Genomic DNA, 16,940 nt, shown 5'->3' on the forward strand with positions numbered 1-16,940 from the left:
CCTCCCGCGCCGCGCATTTGCGGCCTCAACTCTTGGATCGCACGCCCCTGAAAGGCTTAAAAAAGGTAAAAGAATATGGCAGATAAATCGAACTTCGACATATTGTATACCATTGTAGACGAAGCGCCCGAACTGGCCAGCGCCTCGTTTCTGCCCATCATTCGCAAGTTCGCGTCTGCTGCTGGTGTGAGTGTCGGAACCAAGGATATCTCGCTGGCTGGCCGTATCCTTGCAACCTTCCCGGAAAACCTGACCGACGATCAGCGCATCACTGATGATCTGGCTGCGCTGGGTGAGCTGGTGAAGACACCGGATGCAAACGTGATCAAGCTGCCGAACATCTCGGCCTCGGTCCCGCAGCTGGTGGCGGCAATCGAGGAGTTGCAGTCGCAAGGATACAACATTCCCAACTATCCCGAAGAGCCGTCAACCGAAGAAGAAAGGGCGATCCGTACGCGCTATGACGCCATCAAAGGTTCGGCCGTGAACCCGGTTTTGCGTGAAGGCAACAGTGACCGCCGCGCAGCCCGGGCGGTTAAAAACTACGCCCAGAACAACCCGCATTCGATGGGGGAGTGGGCTTCGGACAGCAAAACCAAAGTATCCTCGATGCCCGGCAATGATTTCTATGCAAATGAGAAATCGGCAACCATTTCTGCTGCTCAGGCAGGGGACGCCAAGATCGAATTCGTCGGCAATGATGGCGGCGTCACCGTTCTGAAAGACGGTTGGCCTCTGGCCGAAGGCACAGTTGCGGACGCGACATTTATGTCGGTTAACGCGCTGTCGTCCTTCCTTGCAGGCGCCATTGAGGACACCAAGGAAGACGGCACCATGTTCTCGCTGCATCTGAAAGCCACGATGATGAAGGTCTCTGACCCAATCATCTTTGGCTATGCGGTCAAGGCATGGCTGGCTCCGGTCTTTGACAAATTCGGCGCTGAGCTGGACGCGCTGGGTGTGAACCCGAACTCGGGCCTTGGGGACCTGCTTGAGCGGGTACAAGGCAATGCCGAGATTGTCGCCGCAATCGACGCGATCAAAGGCGATCGCCCGTCGATGTATATGGTGGACAGCGACAAGGGCATCACCAACCTGCACGTCCCATCCGACGTGATCATTGATGCCTCGATGCCAGCCGTCATCCGTGCAGGCGGCAAGGGCTGGGATGAAACAGGTGCCAAGGGCGACACCAACTGTGTGATCCCGGATCGGTGCTATGCAACTGTATATGATGAAAGCATCAAATTTTTCAAAGCCAACGGTGCACTGAATCCGGCCACTGTAGGCGCGGTCGCAAACGTCGGTCTGATGGCGCAAAAAGCCGAAGAATACGGCTCGCACCCGACCACCTTCGAAGCGCCTGCGGATGGCACCATCCGCATTGTGCTGGCCAATGGTGAAACGCTGCACGAGCATGCGGTTGAAAAGGGTGATATCTGGCGCGCCTGCACCGTCAAGAAAGCACCGATCGAAAACTGGATCCAACTGGCAATGGACCGTCAGCGCCTGACTGGATCCGAGGCAATCTTCTGGCTGGACGCTGGCCGCGCCCACGATGCGGAACTGATCGAATACGTCAAACCGGCGCTTGAGGCCGCTGGTGTGGCTGACAAGTTCCAGATCATGGCTCCCCGTGAAGCAACCCGTCAGTCGCTGGAAACCATCACGGCTGGCAACGACTCGATTGCCATCACCGGCAACGTGCTGCGGGATTACCTGACGGACCTGTTCCCAATCCTCGAGCTGGGCACTTCGGCCAAGATGCTGTCGATCGTCAAACTGATGAATGGCGGCGGGCTGTTCGAAACCGGGGCAGGGGGGTCAGCTCCAAAACACGTGCAACAACTGGTTGAGGAAAACCACCTGCGCTGGGATTCGATGGGTGAGTTCTGCGCACTTGGGGAATCCCTGAATTTCCTGGCGGACACCAGAGGCAACGCGAAGGCAGGTGTTCTCGGCGCGGCGGCAGAGGCTGCAACTCAGGGCATTCTGGACAACAACCGGTCGCCCAGCCGGAAAGTCGGCCAACCTGATAACCGCGACAGCCATTACTGGTTCGCGCGGTATTGGGCCGAAGCTCTGGCAGCGCAATCTGGCGACGCCGACCTGGCGGCGGAATTTGCGCCACTGGCACAGGATCTTGCAGACAAAGAAGAGCAGATCCTGTCGGAACTGGCCGCCGCTCAGGGGCCAGCCGCAGACCTGGGTGGTTACTATCACACCGACCCGGCAAAAACTGCAGCCGTGATGCGCCCCAGCACCACGCTCAACGCAATCATCGGCTAATTGGCGTTGAAAGAACAGGCGCACCGCGCCCGTTGAAGACTACAGAAAAGGACCGGCACTGAGCGGTCCTTTTCTTACTTTTTGGGCTGGCCATTAATACGTGCGAAGACTGCAGCAATCTGCAGCTTGCCGCTTGGGCGGCATTACTTTGCCCTATGGTAAACAAAGTGAATGACGCAATGGGTTTGACGGTCCAGTTCTCAAAAATTGCTTTTCCATCAATGCTCTAAAATAAAAAACTGATTTTTTACGGGATTCCCCTAATAGCGCAATACTTCATTCCACTCTACTTATGTGGAGACACAGAATTTCACTGGTGAGGCCTCAGGGCTATATCACTCACTCAGAAAATGACCAGCATTTGGGGTGCTGGTCATTTGCATTTCTGTGAAAGATATCTGAGCCGCGAATGTTATTGCCTCTGAGGGTAGGGGCTTGACCCGGTTCCGTCATCATCTTGTCCCGGAACACCTCAGCCGGCGTCTTCCATCCCAGGCATTTTCTGGCCGTGGCATTGAGGCGGTCGCACATCATTTTCAATTCATGACCTGGGACCGCAGTAATGTCGCCTTGAAGGAAAGCCAGCGCCTGACCCTACGGCTGGTGTTCTCGACGGTTCCTTTCCGCGACGGAGAGGATGCGGCTGAGACCGAGGCGATCAACAAGATGCTACCGGGCTTAGGGCGCCCTGTACCAATCGAGATGGATCGCCGGAAAAAAATTTAATAGCCGCATTGAACAGGATCACCGGTCTATCAAACGTAGGACCACGCCATGTCGGGCTTCAAACCATTCGCTTGAACTGCATCCGAGTTGGCCGACATCGAACTGGTTAACATGATCCGCAAAGGTCAACTAATGCTTGGAATCTGTCCGTTTCGCCAGTACGTGGAATTAGCCGCATAATACGCAGGTACGGCATGATCTCTTCGGTCAGCAGGAAAATTCGTGACAGAACCGATTTGACGTCAACTGGCGCCAAGGCATGTAATTTCGTCAAGCTCGGGTATTAGATTGCGACACAGCCCCCAGGACAGATCGTTTTAAACCCGTAGGTTGATCGTTGTCTCTGTACCCGCTTCGGTTTCAATAAACCTCATCGACACGCTGTCAGCCTGTTGATCTGAAAGGCGGCGAAAGAGGCTATCATGCCTGTTTTCCGGATCGCCAGCCACGTAGAATTGTGTTGTCAGCAGTTCGATATCACCGTCAAAAACCTTAACGTGTATATGCGGTGTGCGGCCCGGGTACTTGCCAGGCTTGATAGTGCGGAAACTATAGCTGCCGTCCTCATCAGTGATGTCATGACCAAAACCTTGAAAGCCCATGTCATGGACCAATTTGCGATCATCCCCTGGGTGGAGGTACTTGCCATTGAGATCACACTGCCAGATTTCGATCCGATGTCTTGACCGAGGTGCGCCGGTTCTGTCCAAAATTCGACCCTTAAGTCTGATCACTTCGCCGCCGGCCTCTTCCACAAGGCCCATCACTTTTACCAGGTCGTTGTCTACATCCGACATCCGCATGGCTGGCGTTGGGTAGAATGGTCCTTCTGCGGAACTGGGAGTCATTCCCGCCGCGCCAGCAAGGCGTCCTAAGAATGAACCGCTTGCAAACGCGGCCATTCCAACCAAAAGGCGACGACGGATGGAGTTACTGGCTTTCATGGCTGGCTCCTTCGGGGTGTTCGGCGGCCAGAATGCCGCCACCATTTTTTCAGAACATTCCATTCCCGTGGGCGAAGTCCTCGGCCGCCGGGATTTCTTGCACTATATCCCAGTGTTCAACGATCTTGCCTTTATCATCGTGGCGGACAATCTCAATCACCGCGTTGCCCCAATCTGAATATTCGACCAGCGCCATCGTAAGATCTCCCTCGGAAATCGTCTGATGTACGGTCACATTACCGAGCGAACCGTCACTATCCTTGAAAAATCCGAAAATGGGTTCGGTACCATTCGGGACCCTGGGATTGTGCTGGATGTACTCCGCGCCAAAAAGCCGCTTCAGCGTTTCGACATCCCCGGCGATCCCCCGATTAAAGAACTTAACCGCGTTCATGGTATTGCGAGCAAGATCCATGTTTGAGACGTATTTGTTCACGTCTCCGCCACCATCGATCATGGAATTGCCGTTGGCGGTTTCTGATTGAGGAACTTCTTTTTGCATTGTGTCCCAATGTTCGACAATCTGCCCGTCCTGCAACCGGAAGATGTCACCAACGATGGCTGCCTTTTCGCCTAAAACCACCCGGGCCTGAACACCAACAAGATCACCTTGTGCAATGACACGCGCTATTTCACGCTGCGGTTTTAAATCGTTTTCTTTCATCCAGATCACACTATCGCGGATACCGTCACGCCCATCGCCGATGAACGGCGAATGCTGAGTGTAATCTGGGTGGTAGAGTTCATCGATCAATTCGACATTCTGGGCGTCGAAAACCTCGGTCAAAGCACGTAATATGATCGCCTTGTTTTCATCCGCACCAGCAATTGCAGGAGCGGTCAAGGAAAGGAATGTCACTGCAATTGCCACTAAGTGTTTCATGGTCTTTCTCCTTGGCTCTGGTCAAAAACTATTAGATGGGTAAGGTCTGTTAGCGTTCTAAGAATCTCCGCCAGTTCGACGATTGGTTGTATTTGCATGGGATCGACTTGCCGGCACACCTTGCGTTCTGACCAGCATGTCGATCAGTGCTTTTTCGCGTCCACCATGGTAGTAAAAGTACATCTTCCCGCGTTCTGCAGAGCTTCCGATACGGGGATAACGCTATAGCGCATACTTCCACAGGCTTCATAAATGATAGTGAATGTCGGCACCGTTTTCTCCAGTCGCTGCCGAGAATCTAGTGATCGCGCCATGTCGCGAAAAGTGATATTAAGTGAAATGTCTGTCAGCCAAAAGGTGACGATTGAAAAACGTAAACTTCAACCGGATCGGGTACTTTGTTGCTGTAGTGGATGAAGGCACGATCACCGGCGCCGCAAACGCGCTGAACATCAGTAAAGCCGTTGTTAGCAAACAAATTCTGAAACTGGAAGAAGAACTGGGCACGGCCCTTTTGCACCGAAACACGCGCCACATGACTCCAACTGATGCAGGCCTGCGTTTCTATGAACAAGCCAAGGCCGCACTCACACAAGCCGAGGAAGCCTACGCGGAGATCCAGTCCGGCAAAGCGTTCCCCGAAGGGCACTTTCGCCTGACCGCACCAGTGGATTATGGCACGTTGCATCTCGCGCCGTTATTGGCGCAATTCACACAAGACTACACAGGCGTCACCATAGATCTGCACCTTAGTGATGATCGACTTGATCCAGTGGAACACCACTTTGACCTTAGTTTCCGCGTCGGATGGCCGAGCGATTCCTCAAATCAGATGCGCAAAGTCGCGGAGTTTGAAGAATGGGTGGTTGCATCGCCAAACTTGGCCCAATGCGTAATAATGCCAAATGACCTGACCAAGATTTCGTTTATCGCCAACGCCGCCCTGAAAAAAGCGACAACGTGGCGTTTTTCCAAAGGCAGCGAAGTTCAGGACATCACTGTCAGTTCGTCCTTCAAACTCAACGCATCTCCGGCGATAAGCAAAGCCATCGCTGCGGGTAAGTGTTTTTCGGTGTTGCCAGATTTTCTTGTCTTCGACGATGTCGCTTCGGGTCGATTGGTCCGGCTTTTATCCGACTGGTCACTCCGATCAGGCGGCATATATGCGGTAACACCTCCTACAAAGCACAAACCGCTGGCCATTAGGGCTATCGTTGAAGTGGTAGCGAAATACCATCAGATCGGTTTGGGTCAGACCCATGATGCCAATTTAGACAGAGACAGCAGATCTTGAGGTGGTTGATTTTTTCAGTTTGGATCGATGCCACTTCAATACGTGGCAATCATCACGCTCTGAGTTCCTTAACTTTTGGCAGTCATGTGAAACACTGATGTGGCTTCGAGCGGGGCTCTGAAACGCGCGCGTTCGGGTCTGAAATTCGTTCACTGGATGATTTCCTAAACGACCCTCATCTTTCGCGGTTTCAGTCAAGACCAACCTGTCCAACGTCAGGCCAGACTCCGTCTTACTCAACCGCTCTTTTTCATTCCGGAGACGTTTTGCCGCCCTGAATTGGTCGGTTCCCGTTTCGCCCCATTGCTTTTGTCAACGGTGTGACGAACGCAGATTTAAGCGAGGCAATCGCCAGGAAGATTATGTTCGGTCAGCTGAAGGACTAACGGCACATTGCAGTCCGTTACGACAGGTACCCGAGGGTCTTCCTATATGCGATCGTTCTCGCCGCTGCTGTCATCTTCTGACTCTGAAAATCAATGTGTCCGGAACCTAGGGCAAAAAAATCGTCTCAATAGAGCGCCACTGTTCAATTGGAACGGACTTCGCGGAATGCACAATACTAATACCGTTGATGGCCAGTTCTTTTCCCAAATACTCGGACTTCAGTGCGACCTGCTCTTCGAGCATTTGGTTCTGGTTCAGATTTCCATATGCTAAACTTATGTGGGGAGAATCCAACTTGTAGGAACTCGGATTTGCGCGCCGTGCTGCCAATCCCCGCTTGACGTGAAGCTCTTCAGAAATCGAAACCGACAGGTATAGCGCCATAAAGTAACTCTCAGAAACCCCGACATCGCAAACTGTAACTGCGTTTGCATTGCGACAATCAGAAAATGTACTGGCCAATTCCCTGACGGCATTCAACTCGAGCTCAATATCTCCAACCAGGGTAATGTGTGGCTGGAAGACAGGGCACGAGTATTTTCCGGAAAGATCACTGATCTTAGCTTGCAGACATTTTCTGCTTTGGTCCTCAAATTCCAGCCAGATTGAATAGCCCAAATTTTTTCCTTTTGTGCTCATTGCAGCGCCACGGAAGAGGTTAGGATCGAGTTGACGCTGGCTTGTGCGATGGTGCGCTGGTGGCCCGACCAAAATCGCGCAAGGTAAATCGCGTTAAGCTAGGCTGCTAACCGCTGGTTTCCGAGAAACTTCATGGCCGCGGTACGATCAACAAACAAATCGATATTCTGGCCGGATTGAAGTGTTGAAATCTCTTGTGGCTGCAACTGAGCAATTATGTTCTGGCCGAAGAAGCTGCAATGGCAAAGAGCGCTGGAGCCCAGGTATTCGATAAGCTCAAGCGTGGCGTCAAAGTGCAAGTCATCACTATTATTTGCGGTCAATTTTAGGTTCTCAGGCCGGATGCCGTAAGTTTCTTCATTTTTGAGATCGGTAAATCCTTTGCTCACGAAATTCATGGAAGGTGAGCCCAAAAAACCAGCAACAAAACGAGTCTTCGGGTTTTCATACAATTCATGCGGCATACCGACCTGTTCGATGTTTCCTTTGTCCAGAACGACAATCCGATCTGCGAGGGTCATCGCTTCTGTTTGGTCGTGTGTAACGTAGATCGAAGTTGCGCCCAATTCGTCGTGCAGCTTTCTGATTTCAACGCGCATCTGGCCGCGAAGTTTTGCATCCAGATTTGAAAGGGGCTCATCAAAAAGGAACAAGCCCGTATCACGTACCATAGCGCGTGCCATGGCGACACGCTGGCGCTGACCACCCGACAACTGAGAGGGTTTTCTCTCCAGATATTGGTCAAGCTGTACAATCTCGGAGACCTTGGCAACCCGGTGTTGAATTTCGGGCTTCGATAAACCCTGGACCTTCAGCGCGAAGGCGAGATTGTCGAAGACCGTCATGTGCGGATAGAGCGCATAGTTCTGAAAAACCATCGCCAACCCGCGCTCTTTCGGGGGAAGGTTGTTCACGCGTTTGTCCTGAATAAAGCAGTCACCGCTCGTGATCTCTTCAAGACCCGCAATCATTCGCAGGAGCGTGGATTTACCCGAACCCGAAGGACCGACCAATACGACAAATTCCCCTTTCTCAATCGACAAAGAGATGCTGTCGATAACATTTACTCGGCCGTATGCCTTCCCGACATTGGAGAGTTCGATCATGGGATTACCTTTCAGGTGCGTTTATTGGCTGCAAGCCCGCCGATGTGCGCTGCTGCCGGAGTTGAGCCGCGAAGCTTAAGGCGCGCAGGAACGCGTTCCGTCGTCACCTCGATATCGTTCGAGGTAAGCCGTTCACCCAGGCGAGTGACGATCCAATTGGCGATTTCAAGCGGTGACTGGTGTAGGGTGGTTAGGTCAAAAAACGGAGATGAGGCCATTTCGACGTCGTCAAACCCCGCAACCATCAATTCGTCAGGGATACTCAGCCCAAGTTGGACGGCCGCCTCGACGACACCAAAGGCCAGGACGTCATTTGCGCAGAATACGGCGTCGGGGCGCTGCTCCTCGGAGAGCAATCCCAAGGTATACTCTCTGGCGGTCGCTTTGGAGCATTTCAGTATTGTCATCTCAACGTCGGGGCCAAGTCCTGCGCGGAACCCGGCTTCACGCTCGTCGTCAGAAAACGTTTTCCGAACGTGCCGAACGAACGTCGCCTTTCTGCTTCCGGCCTTTCTAAAGAGTTGGCCGATCACGCGGGAGGCGGAATGGTTGTCGGCCACAATGCAATCAACGCCGGGTGCGTCCAGCGTTCTGCCATACAAAATGACGGGCACACCAAGTTGAACAAATCTGTCGGCCGATTCTTTTGACAAGTGTCCTGCGGCGACGATCACTCCGTCCACCTGATAGTCCAAGGCAACCATCGCAGCGGGGTCATTTTCGCCGTAGTCCGCCGGAACCAACAGCAACCTCCTGCCGGTTTTTTGAAGGCCTTCGGACAGCGCTTCAACCAAGCGTGCGTCGAATGGGTTGTGAAGGCGCCCGACAACCAGTGCAACCAGATTGGTCTGTGAGCTCGTCAAACTCCTCGCCATCATGCTGGGGCGATAGTTCAGCTGTTCAGCGGCGCTCTTGACCTTTGCGGCAATCTCCGAAGCCACAGATGGCTCCTTTGAGAACACGCGACTCACAGTGGCGGCAGATACGCCAGCGAGGGCTGCGACATCTTTAATGGTTGATCGTTTCATACCGAATCTATCGCATCTCTAGAAATCGATTTCAAGCACTATTAGCGTTGTTTTTAGAGGTGTGTAGAATCTTCTTGCGAGTTTTAAGAAACCGTTTTATCACCGGTAGTCATGAAAGCCCGTGCCGGGCTAGAGGAGGAAAAATGACTTTTCACAAAAAAACTCTTGCACTAACGGCGGCCGCAGCGCTGTTGGCGGGCTCTGTATCTGCTGCCGACCTGGTGATCGCCGGACGCGATGGCGGGTATGCAAATGCACTAGCGCTGGCGGTAGAGGCGTTCCAGGCTGCAAATCCTGACGTAGAGGTTGACAGGCTGGAGCTGCCCTATGGCGGGCTGCTTGAGAAAGCCACAATTTCCATGCGTGAACAGGCCAATGCCTACGACGTTATCATGCTGGATGATACTTGGGCGACTGAGTTTATGTCACAAGGTTGGCTAGCGAACCTTGACCAGCTGGGGGAGGGTATCGACGAGGACTTTGTTGGCGCAGCCGTGGATGTATCGCGCTATCCAGTTGGCAGCGGCCCTTTGTATGCGGTGCCGTTTGTAGGTAATGTTGAGATGTTTGCCTACCGCTCGGACCTCATGGATCGGCCCGAATCCTGGACAGATGTCGTGGAGGCGGCAAAACGCGTCTCTGCCTCCAACGATGAGGTCTCGGGCGTAGTGTTTCGGGGCATAAAGGCAAATCCGATTGTAACCGGTTTCTTGCCAATTCTTTGGGCGCACGGCGCTAAAATCGTCGGCGAGGACGGCACGTCAACACTGAACAGCCCCGAAGCACTCGAAGCTCTGAACCTGTATCTTGAATTGAAGCAATACGCGCCCAAGGGTGTCGAAACCTACAATTCGTCAGAGGTTCGTGATGCGCTGATGCAGGGCACAACCGCCATGTCGATCGAGCTGTGGCCATCCTGGGCACCATCACTGGACGATCCTGAAAAATCACGTGTTCCAGGAAAAATTGAGGTTGTTGCGGCTCCGGGGCAAAACGTCGGTTCCAGCCCAATGCTGGGCTCTTGGCTGCTCGCCGTTCCTGCGGATGCTCCAAATCCGGAAATGGGACGCGCATTCATTGATTTCATCACCTCTGCCGAGTTCCAGAAGAAGCTGGCATTGGAAATCGGTCAGCCGCCAACACGTGCCAGTGTCTATAACGATGAAGATGTTATTGCAAAATACCGCTGGTACCCCAACCAACTGGCTGCACTCGAAAATGCCACACCTCGCCCACGCATCAAACAATGGAACAAGGTAGAGACCATTTTGGGGGACTACCTGCAACTTGCGCTGATTGGTGAACTGAGTGCCGAAGTGGCACTGGAAGAAGCCGACGCACAAATTGCCAAAGCCTTGCGCCGATAACTGTTCGACGTGAGCTAGGGCGCTCGGCCTCCTCCCGGGTTGAGCGCCCATTTTGTCAAGGAACTCATACATGAATAGAAACAGCGGAAAGCTGGCCATCGCACTTCTGACACCGGCTATCGTACTTTTCATCGCTCTGACAATATATCCGCTCGTTCGAGTGTTCGCGCTCTCGCTATTCGCTACTGAATACGGATTTGAGGGCGCACTATACGTAGGGTCCGAGAACTATTCGGATCTTGTTGCCCACCGGTTTTTCCGTACAGCCGCCTGGAACACTCTGGTTTTTGCTGTCCTGGCCACCGTTAGTGAAGTCGGCATAGGGCTTATGCTGGCATTGATGGTGAACGGGAAACTACCCGGGAGCCGCCTGGTCGTCCCGGCGCTGCTCATGCCTTATGTCTTGTCTACAATGGTTGTCACGGCGATTTGGCGGGCATGGTTCCACTACGACTTCGGATATCTGAACAATCTGCTGCGCGCTGTAGACCTTCCTGCCGTTGAGTGGCTGTTTAATCCCGATATCGCGATGCTGTCGCTTGTTCTGGTGGACACTTGGCAAACCGCACCGCTGACTTTTCTGATCATACTGGCCGGGTTGCAATCGGTTCCTGACGAAATCTACGAAGCAGCAGATGTGGATGGGGCAGGGGCGCGCCATGTTTTTTTTGGCATCACCCTGCCTCTTTTGATGCCCTATCTGTTTCTGGCTGCACTTTTGCGTAGCGTCGATGCCTTCAAAATCTTCGACAAGGTATACGCCTTGACGGGCGGAGGCCCGGGTCAAGCCACTGAAACGCTGTCCATGTATGTCTATCGCTTGGGCTTCAAGTTCTTTGACGTCGGCGCGGCATCGGCAGCAGCTATCATAATGGTCGCGATTTCCGGTCTGCTGGCGCTGATTTACGCCTTTAAGCTTGTAGGGGAAAAGTGATGATCCAGAAACGTCGCGACACAGTTCGGATCGGTCTGACTTATATTGTGACTGCAATATTTCTTGTCCCGATCATCTGGATGGTAACCACATCCGTTCGACCTCCGATCGATTATGTTTCCAAGTCGATTTCGCTGATACCATCGCAGGTTACGCTTGAGCACTATCAGGAGTTGATCCGGGGCGATCTGTTGGGCAAGGCTGTGAACAGCCTGATCGTCGCGGTTGGGACAACACTTTTGGCGCTTGGTGCGGCATTCCCTGCGGCCTATGCGCTGGTCAGAATCAGGTTCCCGGCCAAATTGGATCTGGTTTTCCTCATGTTCGTCTTGCTGGTCAAGTTGACGCCGCCCATTTCACTGGCCATTCCGCTGTACCAGGTTTTGCGCGCATTGGGATTGCTGGATACACTGCTCGGTCTGATCATTGTGTATCAGGTATACGCGCTGCCCTTTGCAATCTGGATGCTCTTGGGCTTCGTGCGGGATGTTCCGGTTGAATACGAAGAAGCCGCGCTGGTGGATGGAGCATCCTTGATGCGCCGCCTGCGATCTATCGTCTTGCCCGTCATGACGCCAGGATTGATCGCAACTTCGGTATTTCTGGTCATTCTGAGTTGGAACGAATTTGCCTATGCGCTTCTCTTCATCCAGTCACCTGAGAATTTCACGCTACCAACCTTCATCGCAACTCTGATCACCGAGGATGAGACATTTTGGGGCAAGCTGTCGGCGGTCGGCCTGCTTGCATCCCTTCCAATTCTGGTTCTGGTCGGCTTTGTACAAAAAGGCCTCACGCGCGGATTTGGCGGAGGAATCAAATAATGCCGGTAGTCAACAACACCAGATTTGAGCTGGCAAAAGAAATCGCCGTCGAAGCGGGTAAGCTTGCCGTCCAGATGCGCAAAGACCGTTCAGTCGGCTTTGCTGAACGTAAGTCGCATCAGGATTTTGTAACTGCCGCAGATATCGCAGTGGAAGAGTTGATACGGCAACGAATTCGCTCAGAATTTCCTGAGGACACAATTCTCGGCGAAGAAAAAGGCCTCGCGGGCAGCGGTGACTCAGTGTGGATTGTCGATCCAATCGACGGCACAACCAACTTTTTACACGGATTGCCTGATTGGGCGGTTTCGATTGGATATTGCTCGGGCGGGAAAATTGAATGTGCAGCAATCTTTGCCCCGGATGTCGCGATAATTGGTTCCGCTTGTAAAGGCCAAGGTGCGTTCCTCAACTCATGGCACACAGGTGTTTCAGATTGCGAAATCGCGGCTGACGCTCTGGTGTTGTTAGGCAGGTCAGCGCGCCACGGGGCCGAAGACTACGTTAATCAAATCCAGAGACTGATCAACTGCGGAATGGAGTACCGCCGAAACGGGTCGGCTGCTTACAGCTTGCTTACGGTCGCCGCCGGGCGGGCTGAAGCATTCTTTGAAGCCCACCTTAATCCCTGGGACGCCATTGCCGGAATTCTTCTTGTAGAGGAAGCCGGCGGCAAGGTCGACTTCCCTGCCTATCCAGAATTTATTGAATTGGGGGGAGCTGTTTTGGCTAGTAATTCCAGGCTTCATGACCTAACAAAAGCAGCCATCTACGGACGGGATGAATAAGGAGCAGGTTGCTATCAATGGCGATCTTGAATTTCATATTTAGCCTTGCCGGTGCAACGATGCTGCTTCTGTTTTCTGTACGCCTTGTGCGAACAGGCATTGAACGTGCGCATGGCGCGTCCTTTCAGAGACTAATGCGCACGCAAACCAACTTGGTTGGCGCAGCTTCGACAGGCCTTTCACTGGCTGTTGTCATGCAAAGTTCAGCCGCAGTCGCCTTGTTGGCATCAGGGTTTTTGGCATCGGGTTATCTTGCCTTCCCTACAGCTTTGGCAATTGTGCTTGGGGGCGATTTGGGATCCGCGTTGATCGTCCAGATTTTGTCTTTTCCGATCGGCTGGATTGTATCGCCTTTACTTGCGGTCGGAGGTTGGCTTGCGGTCAAGGCCGAGAATAGGCGGCTTCGCCAATATGGGCGGATCATCATGGGAATAGCGCTTATTCTCATTTCGCTGGGGCTATTACGAGAGGCTGTGAATCCCGTCCGTGACAGCGCATTTCTTCCGGCTGTCGCTTCTTACCTGCAGCAGGATTTGATAACTGGGTTCCTCGTCGGCGCAGCGTTGGCATTTGCCATGCATTCCGGGGTAGCGGCCATTCTTGTAGTTGTCACGCTTGTCCAAATTGGTGCCCTGTCGTTTGGTGCAGGATTTGCAATCCTTCTTGGCGCAAACCTGGGCAGTGGGTTTATCCCGGTTTGGCTTACGCGAGGAATGGACGTTTCAGCTCGGCGCCTTGTTTATTCCAACCTGGTGTTGCGTGGCGCTCTTTCGGTTGTCCTGCTGGCTATTGAGATTTCGACGCCGCTTCTGGCCTCGCTGAATATCGCGGCGATCGGTGAAGCCCAGTCGCTTATCTTCTCGCATATCGGTTTCAACGCTATTCTGCTTCTTCTCTCGTTGCCAGGATGCAAGGCAATCGAGCCCATTGCCGCAAAGCTTCTGCCTTCTGGAGATCAAACGTCTGGAAGCGCCGCAAAAATAGAACCTGGCTCTCACCTGGACCCAAACACTTTGGCAACTCCAAACCTTGCATTAACGAGCTTGAAACAAGAGCTTATTCGAATGTCCAGCCTGGTGGAGGCGATGTTCAAGCCGTCGATTGAAATATATCTGTCCGATGAACCAGAGCTTCGTAAATCGATCAGAGACATGGACGAACAGGTCAATGCGTGTTTGGCCGGAATTCGCGCTTTCGTCGCTTCCATTCCAAAGGATACCTACAAGAAAACTGAGGCGCGGTCTGCCAGAGACATGGTTGAGTATGCTATTCGGCTAGAGTCAGCGGGTGATGTGATTGCCAAAAGGCTTACTGATCTTGCGCAAAGACTTCATACAAAAAAATGGTCGTTCAGTGCGGATGGGCGTGATGAATTAGTCAGTTTGCACGAATCTATTACTGCAAACTTCAAGCTTGCCGCGAATGTCCTGATCTCTGATGACCCGGAAAGTGCCAGACTTCTCAGCCTGGAAAAGACAGATATCAAGCGTGCTGAGAGGGATAGCAGAAAGAAACACCTTAAGCGGTTGCAGAACGGTAACTCCGAGAGCTTCGAAACATCCGACATTCACCTCGAAACACTGCGTGCATTGCGAGAGATCAACAGTCACATATCCGCAGTGGCCTATCCCGTACTTTACGAAACCGGACAGCTTCTTGAGACGCGCCTTATCCAGGAAATGCCTCTTAAATCTAATGCCTCCTAGTATCAGGAAGCCAAATGAAGACCCTATCGAGTGGCCGTCATTGACGCACGCCGAATTGGGCAGGTGTATGTTTCTGCGATCGCAGCAATTTCCGGCACCCCGATAGGCGATCTGGATTTTAGCAGTTTCATGGTCCGTTCGCACAATGTCCTGCGAAAGGATATCGCCAAGATATCGATTCTGTGTTGAGTTCGTGAATTTTAGAATCTGACACCGCTGGGCGTAGGGGTTCAAATCTATTCACCTGGACCATGTTTCTTTTACCATAATCATAGTTATGCGCTCTTAGTGCTCACCAAGGTGCGCGCTGTACAAACCCGGTAAAAATTAGACTCCTATTTTGCGACTCAATCTTACGTGCTTTTGCGCTGGGAAATCACCCTGCTTGAACCGGTCGCGTTTACGTCATCCACGGTTGGCGCTACAACGCCGCTGTGGCTCTGGCTGAGGTTGGATGCAGTGACAGCGAGTACAATCTGTCACTGCCACAAGACACTTGAGATGGTCAGGAAGTTCCGGAATCAAGCGAACCAAAAGCAGTTATCGAAGCGGGCTCAGGAGCGCCGAAAGCAAGCCAAGAACAGAATATGAATCTGGGAAACACAGTGAAAAACCAGGGAATGACCAGCAATTCAATGAGCCGTAGAGTCCTTCATTTTCCTTTTAAAATCAAAGTGGTGCGGGTGGAGGGACTTGAACCCCCACGCCTTGCGGCGCCAGAACCTAAATCTGGTGCGTCTACCAATTTCGCCACACCCGCAGCCAAGCGCATTAGCGCCGGAATGAGGCGTTCAATAGCAAAGCTTGCTTCTAAGTGCGAGAGCTAAATTTCGAGGAAATCAAAGTTTATGACTTGCCGACTATTTGCGCGGAACACTACAATAAATCTTGGAAGAGGACAGTCTGACAAATTGTGAAGCAACGGCGAAACAAAAGTCGCCAAGGACCCCCCTCAGATCCAACGTAGATCACCTTGAAGGCACTGATATGGCGTTGTTTCTCAGTGTTTTTCAGGTAACTGCTTGACTCAATCCAACCGTACTAAAACGCGTTTACGTTGAGTAACCTCCTAAGCTACAGGTCAAATTTTGTGCTGACAAATATCTGGAAGGAGCCAAGACGAAACGATCCAGAGTTTTTGGGTAGATCCAGCGAACAATCGCGCCGTTTTTTGGTGAATAAACTTGGGCACATTGCCCCATACGTTACATTCAGCGCACTCTACAACCTGTGAATCTGAAGTGCCTGATGTTGCTTCACAAAATCTGGACCCAGCAGGAATTTGATCTCGAAATCAGTCGAGTCTTCAAGTAAAGACTACCCTTGTTTTTGCTTATAGCCGCCTCAACGGCTCTTCCCTGAATTCCTGTCCGCTCTCTTCACAGCCTGCGGCTTCCGCTTCACAATACCCGCATTGGTTGAGGCATTCTTATGTGCTGACCACCACATTGCCGCCACAATTCAACCGCTAAAAAATCTTATTCGCGCCAAAATAACACCGCCTTGAAGGTCCTTGTTGTTCACTAGGAGTTAATGAGTCTTTTTGCCGCTTTGGCACCTGTACGAGTTTTTGCTCAACTCCAATACAAGGCTTTCTGCTGTGACCGATCTGAATCCCTCCGCTGCTGCCGAGCAAGACGCTGTCTTCTTTGCTCGTGAGAGCTTCCTTGGTGAGCTCAAGACTCTGAATCGCGACCATCCGAATACAGGCTTTGGTATTTCGCTTCGCACCCACTCTGGTGAACACTATTTGCTGGCGAATGCGCGCATGCCCTTGCCCGCCGCCAAGTCCGAAGGCTTCCCGACTGGGCGCCGTGTTGCGTGCCTGGAAAATGGTGACCGCTTCAGCTCGATTGAAGTTCTGGCCGACTCCAAATCGTACGAGACCATTTCCCCTCGGGCCGAGGCTGAAATACTGGGCAATGCTTTGGACCTGATCGCTCGCATCGACACTCTGACAAGCATGCCAGCAGGCCGTGTTGCGCACGCACCCCAAATAGCTGCAACGGGAACCGGAGGTTAAGC

General features: G+C 52.5%; 13 protein-coding genes, 1 tRNA gene and 2 pseudogenes. 9 read left to right on the plus strand and 7 right to left on the minus strand.

What is annotated here, in order from left to right:
* The first annotated feature begins 75 nt into the window (after positions 1 to 75).
* Complete coding sequence (locus tag ACR0K5_RS18925; RefSeq protein WP_480631201.1) at positions 76 to 2,289, plus strand: NADP-dependent isocitrate dehydrogenase; 2,214 nt, start codon at positions 76 to 78, stop codon at positions 2,287 to 2,289.
* 412 nt (positions 2,290 to 2,701) lie between these two features.
* Here the strand turns inward: ACR0K5_RS18925 and ACR0K5_RS18930 are convergent.
* The 3 genes and pseudogenes from ACR0K5_RS18930 to ACR0K5_RS18940 form a co-directional block, all read right to left on the minus strand.
* Positions 2,702 to 2,924: pseudogene (locus tag ACR0K5_RS18930) on the minus strand (IS30 family transposase); the annotation flags it as partial.
* 408 nt (positions 2,925 to 3,332) lie between these two features.
* The gene (locus tag ACR0K5_RS18935; RefSeq protein ID WP_480631202.1) at positions 3,333 to 3,959 is read right to left on the minus strand and encodes a dioxygenase family protein; all 627 of its coding nucleotides are present in this window, start codon (positions 3,957 to 3,959) and stop codon (positions 3,333 to 3,335) included.
* Positions 3,960 to 4,008: 49 nt separating this feature from the next.
* Positions 4,009 to 4,842 (minus strand): nuclear transport factor 2 family protein, encoded by an 834-nt coding sequence (locus ACR0K5_RS18940; RefSeq protein WP_480631203.1) that lies wholly within the window; start codon positions 4,840 to 4,842, stop codon positions 4,009 to 4,011.
* A 364-nt stretch (positions 4,843 to 5,206) separates the two neighbouring features.
* Here ACR0K5_RS18940 and ACR0K5_RS18945 point away from each other — a divergent pair, with 364 nt between their 5' ends.
* Complete coding sequence (locus ACR0K5_RS18945; protein ID WP_480631204.1) at positions 5,207 to 6,136, plus strand: LysR family transcriptional regulator; 930 nt, start codon at positions 5,207 to 5,209, stop codon at positions 6,134 to 6,136.
* Positions 6,137 to 6,458: 322 nt separating this feature from the next.
* Positions 6,459 to 6,603 (plus strand): annotated as a pseudogene (locus tag ACR0K5_RS18950) (IS5/IS1182 family transposase); the annotation flags it as partial.
* Positions 6,604 to 6,628: 25 nt separating this feature from the next.
* On the opposite strand, the gene ACR0K5_RS18955 reads toward ACR0K5_RS18950, so the two are convergent.
* The 3 genes from ACR0K5_RS18955 to ACR0K5_RS18965 all read right to left on the minus strand — a co-directional run bounded on the left by ACR0K5_RS18955 (position 6,629) and on the right by ACR0K5_RS18965 (position 9,296).
* Positions 6,629 to 7,162, minus strand: a complete 534-nt coding sequence (locus ACR0K5_RS18955) for a hypothetical protein (RefSeq protein ID WP_480631205.1) — start codon at positions 7,160 to 7,162, stop codon at positions 6,629 to 6,631.
* Between the two features lie 98 nt (positions 7,163 to 7,260).
* Positions 7,261 to 8,268 carry an ABC transporter ATP-binding protein gene (locus tag ACR0K5_RS18960; RefSeq protein ID WP_480631206.1) on the minus strand — a complete coding sequence of 336 codons (1,008 nt, stop codon included), beginning with the start codon at positions 8,266 to 8,268 and terminating at the stop codon, positions 7,261 to 7,263.
* A gap of 11 nt (positions 8,269 to 8,279) precedes the next feature.
* Positions 8,280 to 9,296 carry a LacI family DNA-binding transcriptional regulator gene (locus tag ACR0K5_RS18965; RefSeq protein WP_480631207.1) on the minus strand — a complete coding sequence of 339 codons (1,017 nt, stop codon included), beginning with the start codon at positions 9,294 to 9,296 and terminating at the stop codon, positions 8,280 to 8,282.
* A 143-nt stretch (positions 9,297 to 9,439) separates the two neighbouring features.
* Between ACR0K5_RS18965 and ACR0K5_RS18970 the strand changes: the two genes are divergently transcribed.
* The 5 genes from ACR0K5_RS18970 (at position 9,440) to ACR0K5_RS18990 (ending at position 14,915) form a co-directional block, all read left to right on the plus strand.
* A complete protein-coding gene (locus ACR0K5_RS18970; protein ID WP_480631208.1) occupies positions 9,440 to 10,663 on the plus strand; it encodes an ABC transporter substrate-binding protein in 1,224 nt (407 codons plus the stop codon).
* Positions 10,664 to 10,733: 70 nt separating this feature from the next.
* Entirely contained in the window at positions 10,734 to 11,597 is an 864-nt protein-coding gene (locus ACR0K5_RS18975; RefSeq protein ID WP_480631209.1) for a carbohydrate ABC transporter permease, read from the plus strand.
* A complete protein-coding gene (locus tag ACR0K5_RS18980) occupies positions 11,597 to 12,421 on the plus strand; it encodes a carbohydrate ABC transporter permease (protein WP_480631210.1) in 825 nt (274 codons plus the stop codon). The genes ACR0K5_RS18975 and ACR0K5_RS18980 overlap by 1 nt, the downstream gene beginning before the upstream one ends.
* The gene (locus ACR0K5_RS18985) at positions 12,421 to 13,209 is read left to right on the plus strand and encodes an inositol monophosphatase family protein (protein WP_480631211.1); all 789 of its coding nucleotides are present in this window, start codon (positions 12,421 to 12,423) and stop codon (positions 13,207 to 13,209) included. Before ACR0K5_RS18980 ends, ACR0K5_RS18985 begins: the two co-directional genes overlap by 1 nt.
* A 17-nt stretch (positions 13,210 to 13,226) precedes the next feature.
* On the plus strand, positions 13,227 to 14,915 hold the full coding sequence (locus ACR0K5_RS18990) for a Na/Pi cotransporter family protein (RefSeq protein WP_480631212.1): 1,689 nt from the start codon (positions 13,227 to 13,229) through the stop codon (positions 14,913 to 14,915).
* Positions 14,916 to 15,590: 675 nt separating this feature from the next.
* On the opposite strand, the gene ACR0K5_RS18995 is transcribed toward ACR0K5_RS18990, so the two are convergent.
* Positions 15,591 to 15,675 (minus strand) — tRNA-Leu (locus tag ACR0K5_RS18995).
* An 840-nt stretch (positions 15,676 to 16,515) separates the two neighbouring features.
* Here ACR0K5_RS18995 and ACR0K5_RS19000 point away from each other — a divergent pair.
* Positions 16,516 to 16,938 (plus strand): hypothetical protein, encoded by a 423-nt coding sequence (locus ACR0K5_RS19000; RefSeq protein WP_480631213.1) that lies wholly within the window; start codon positions 16,516 to 16,518, stop codon positions 16,936 to 16,938.
* Positions 16,939 to 16,940 lie beyond the last annotated feature (2 nt).

It is taken from the genome of Ruegeria sp. AB9 (genome assembly GCF_056542585.1).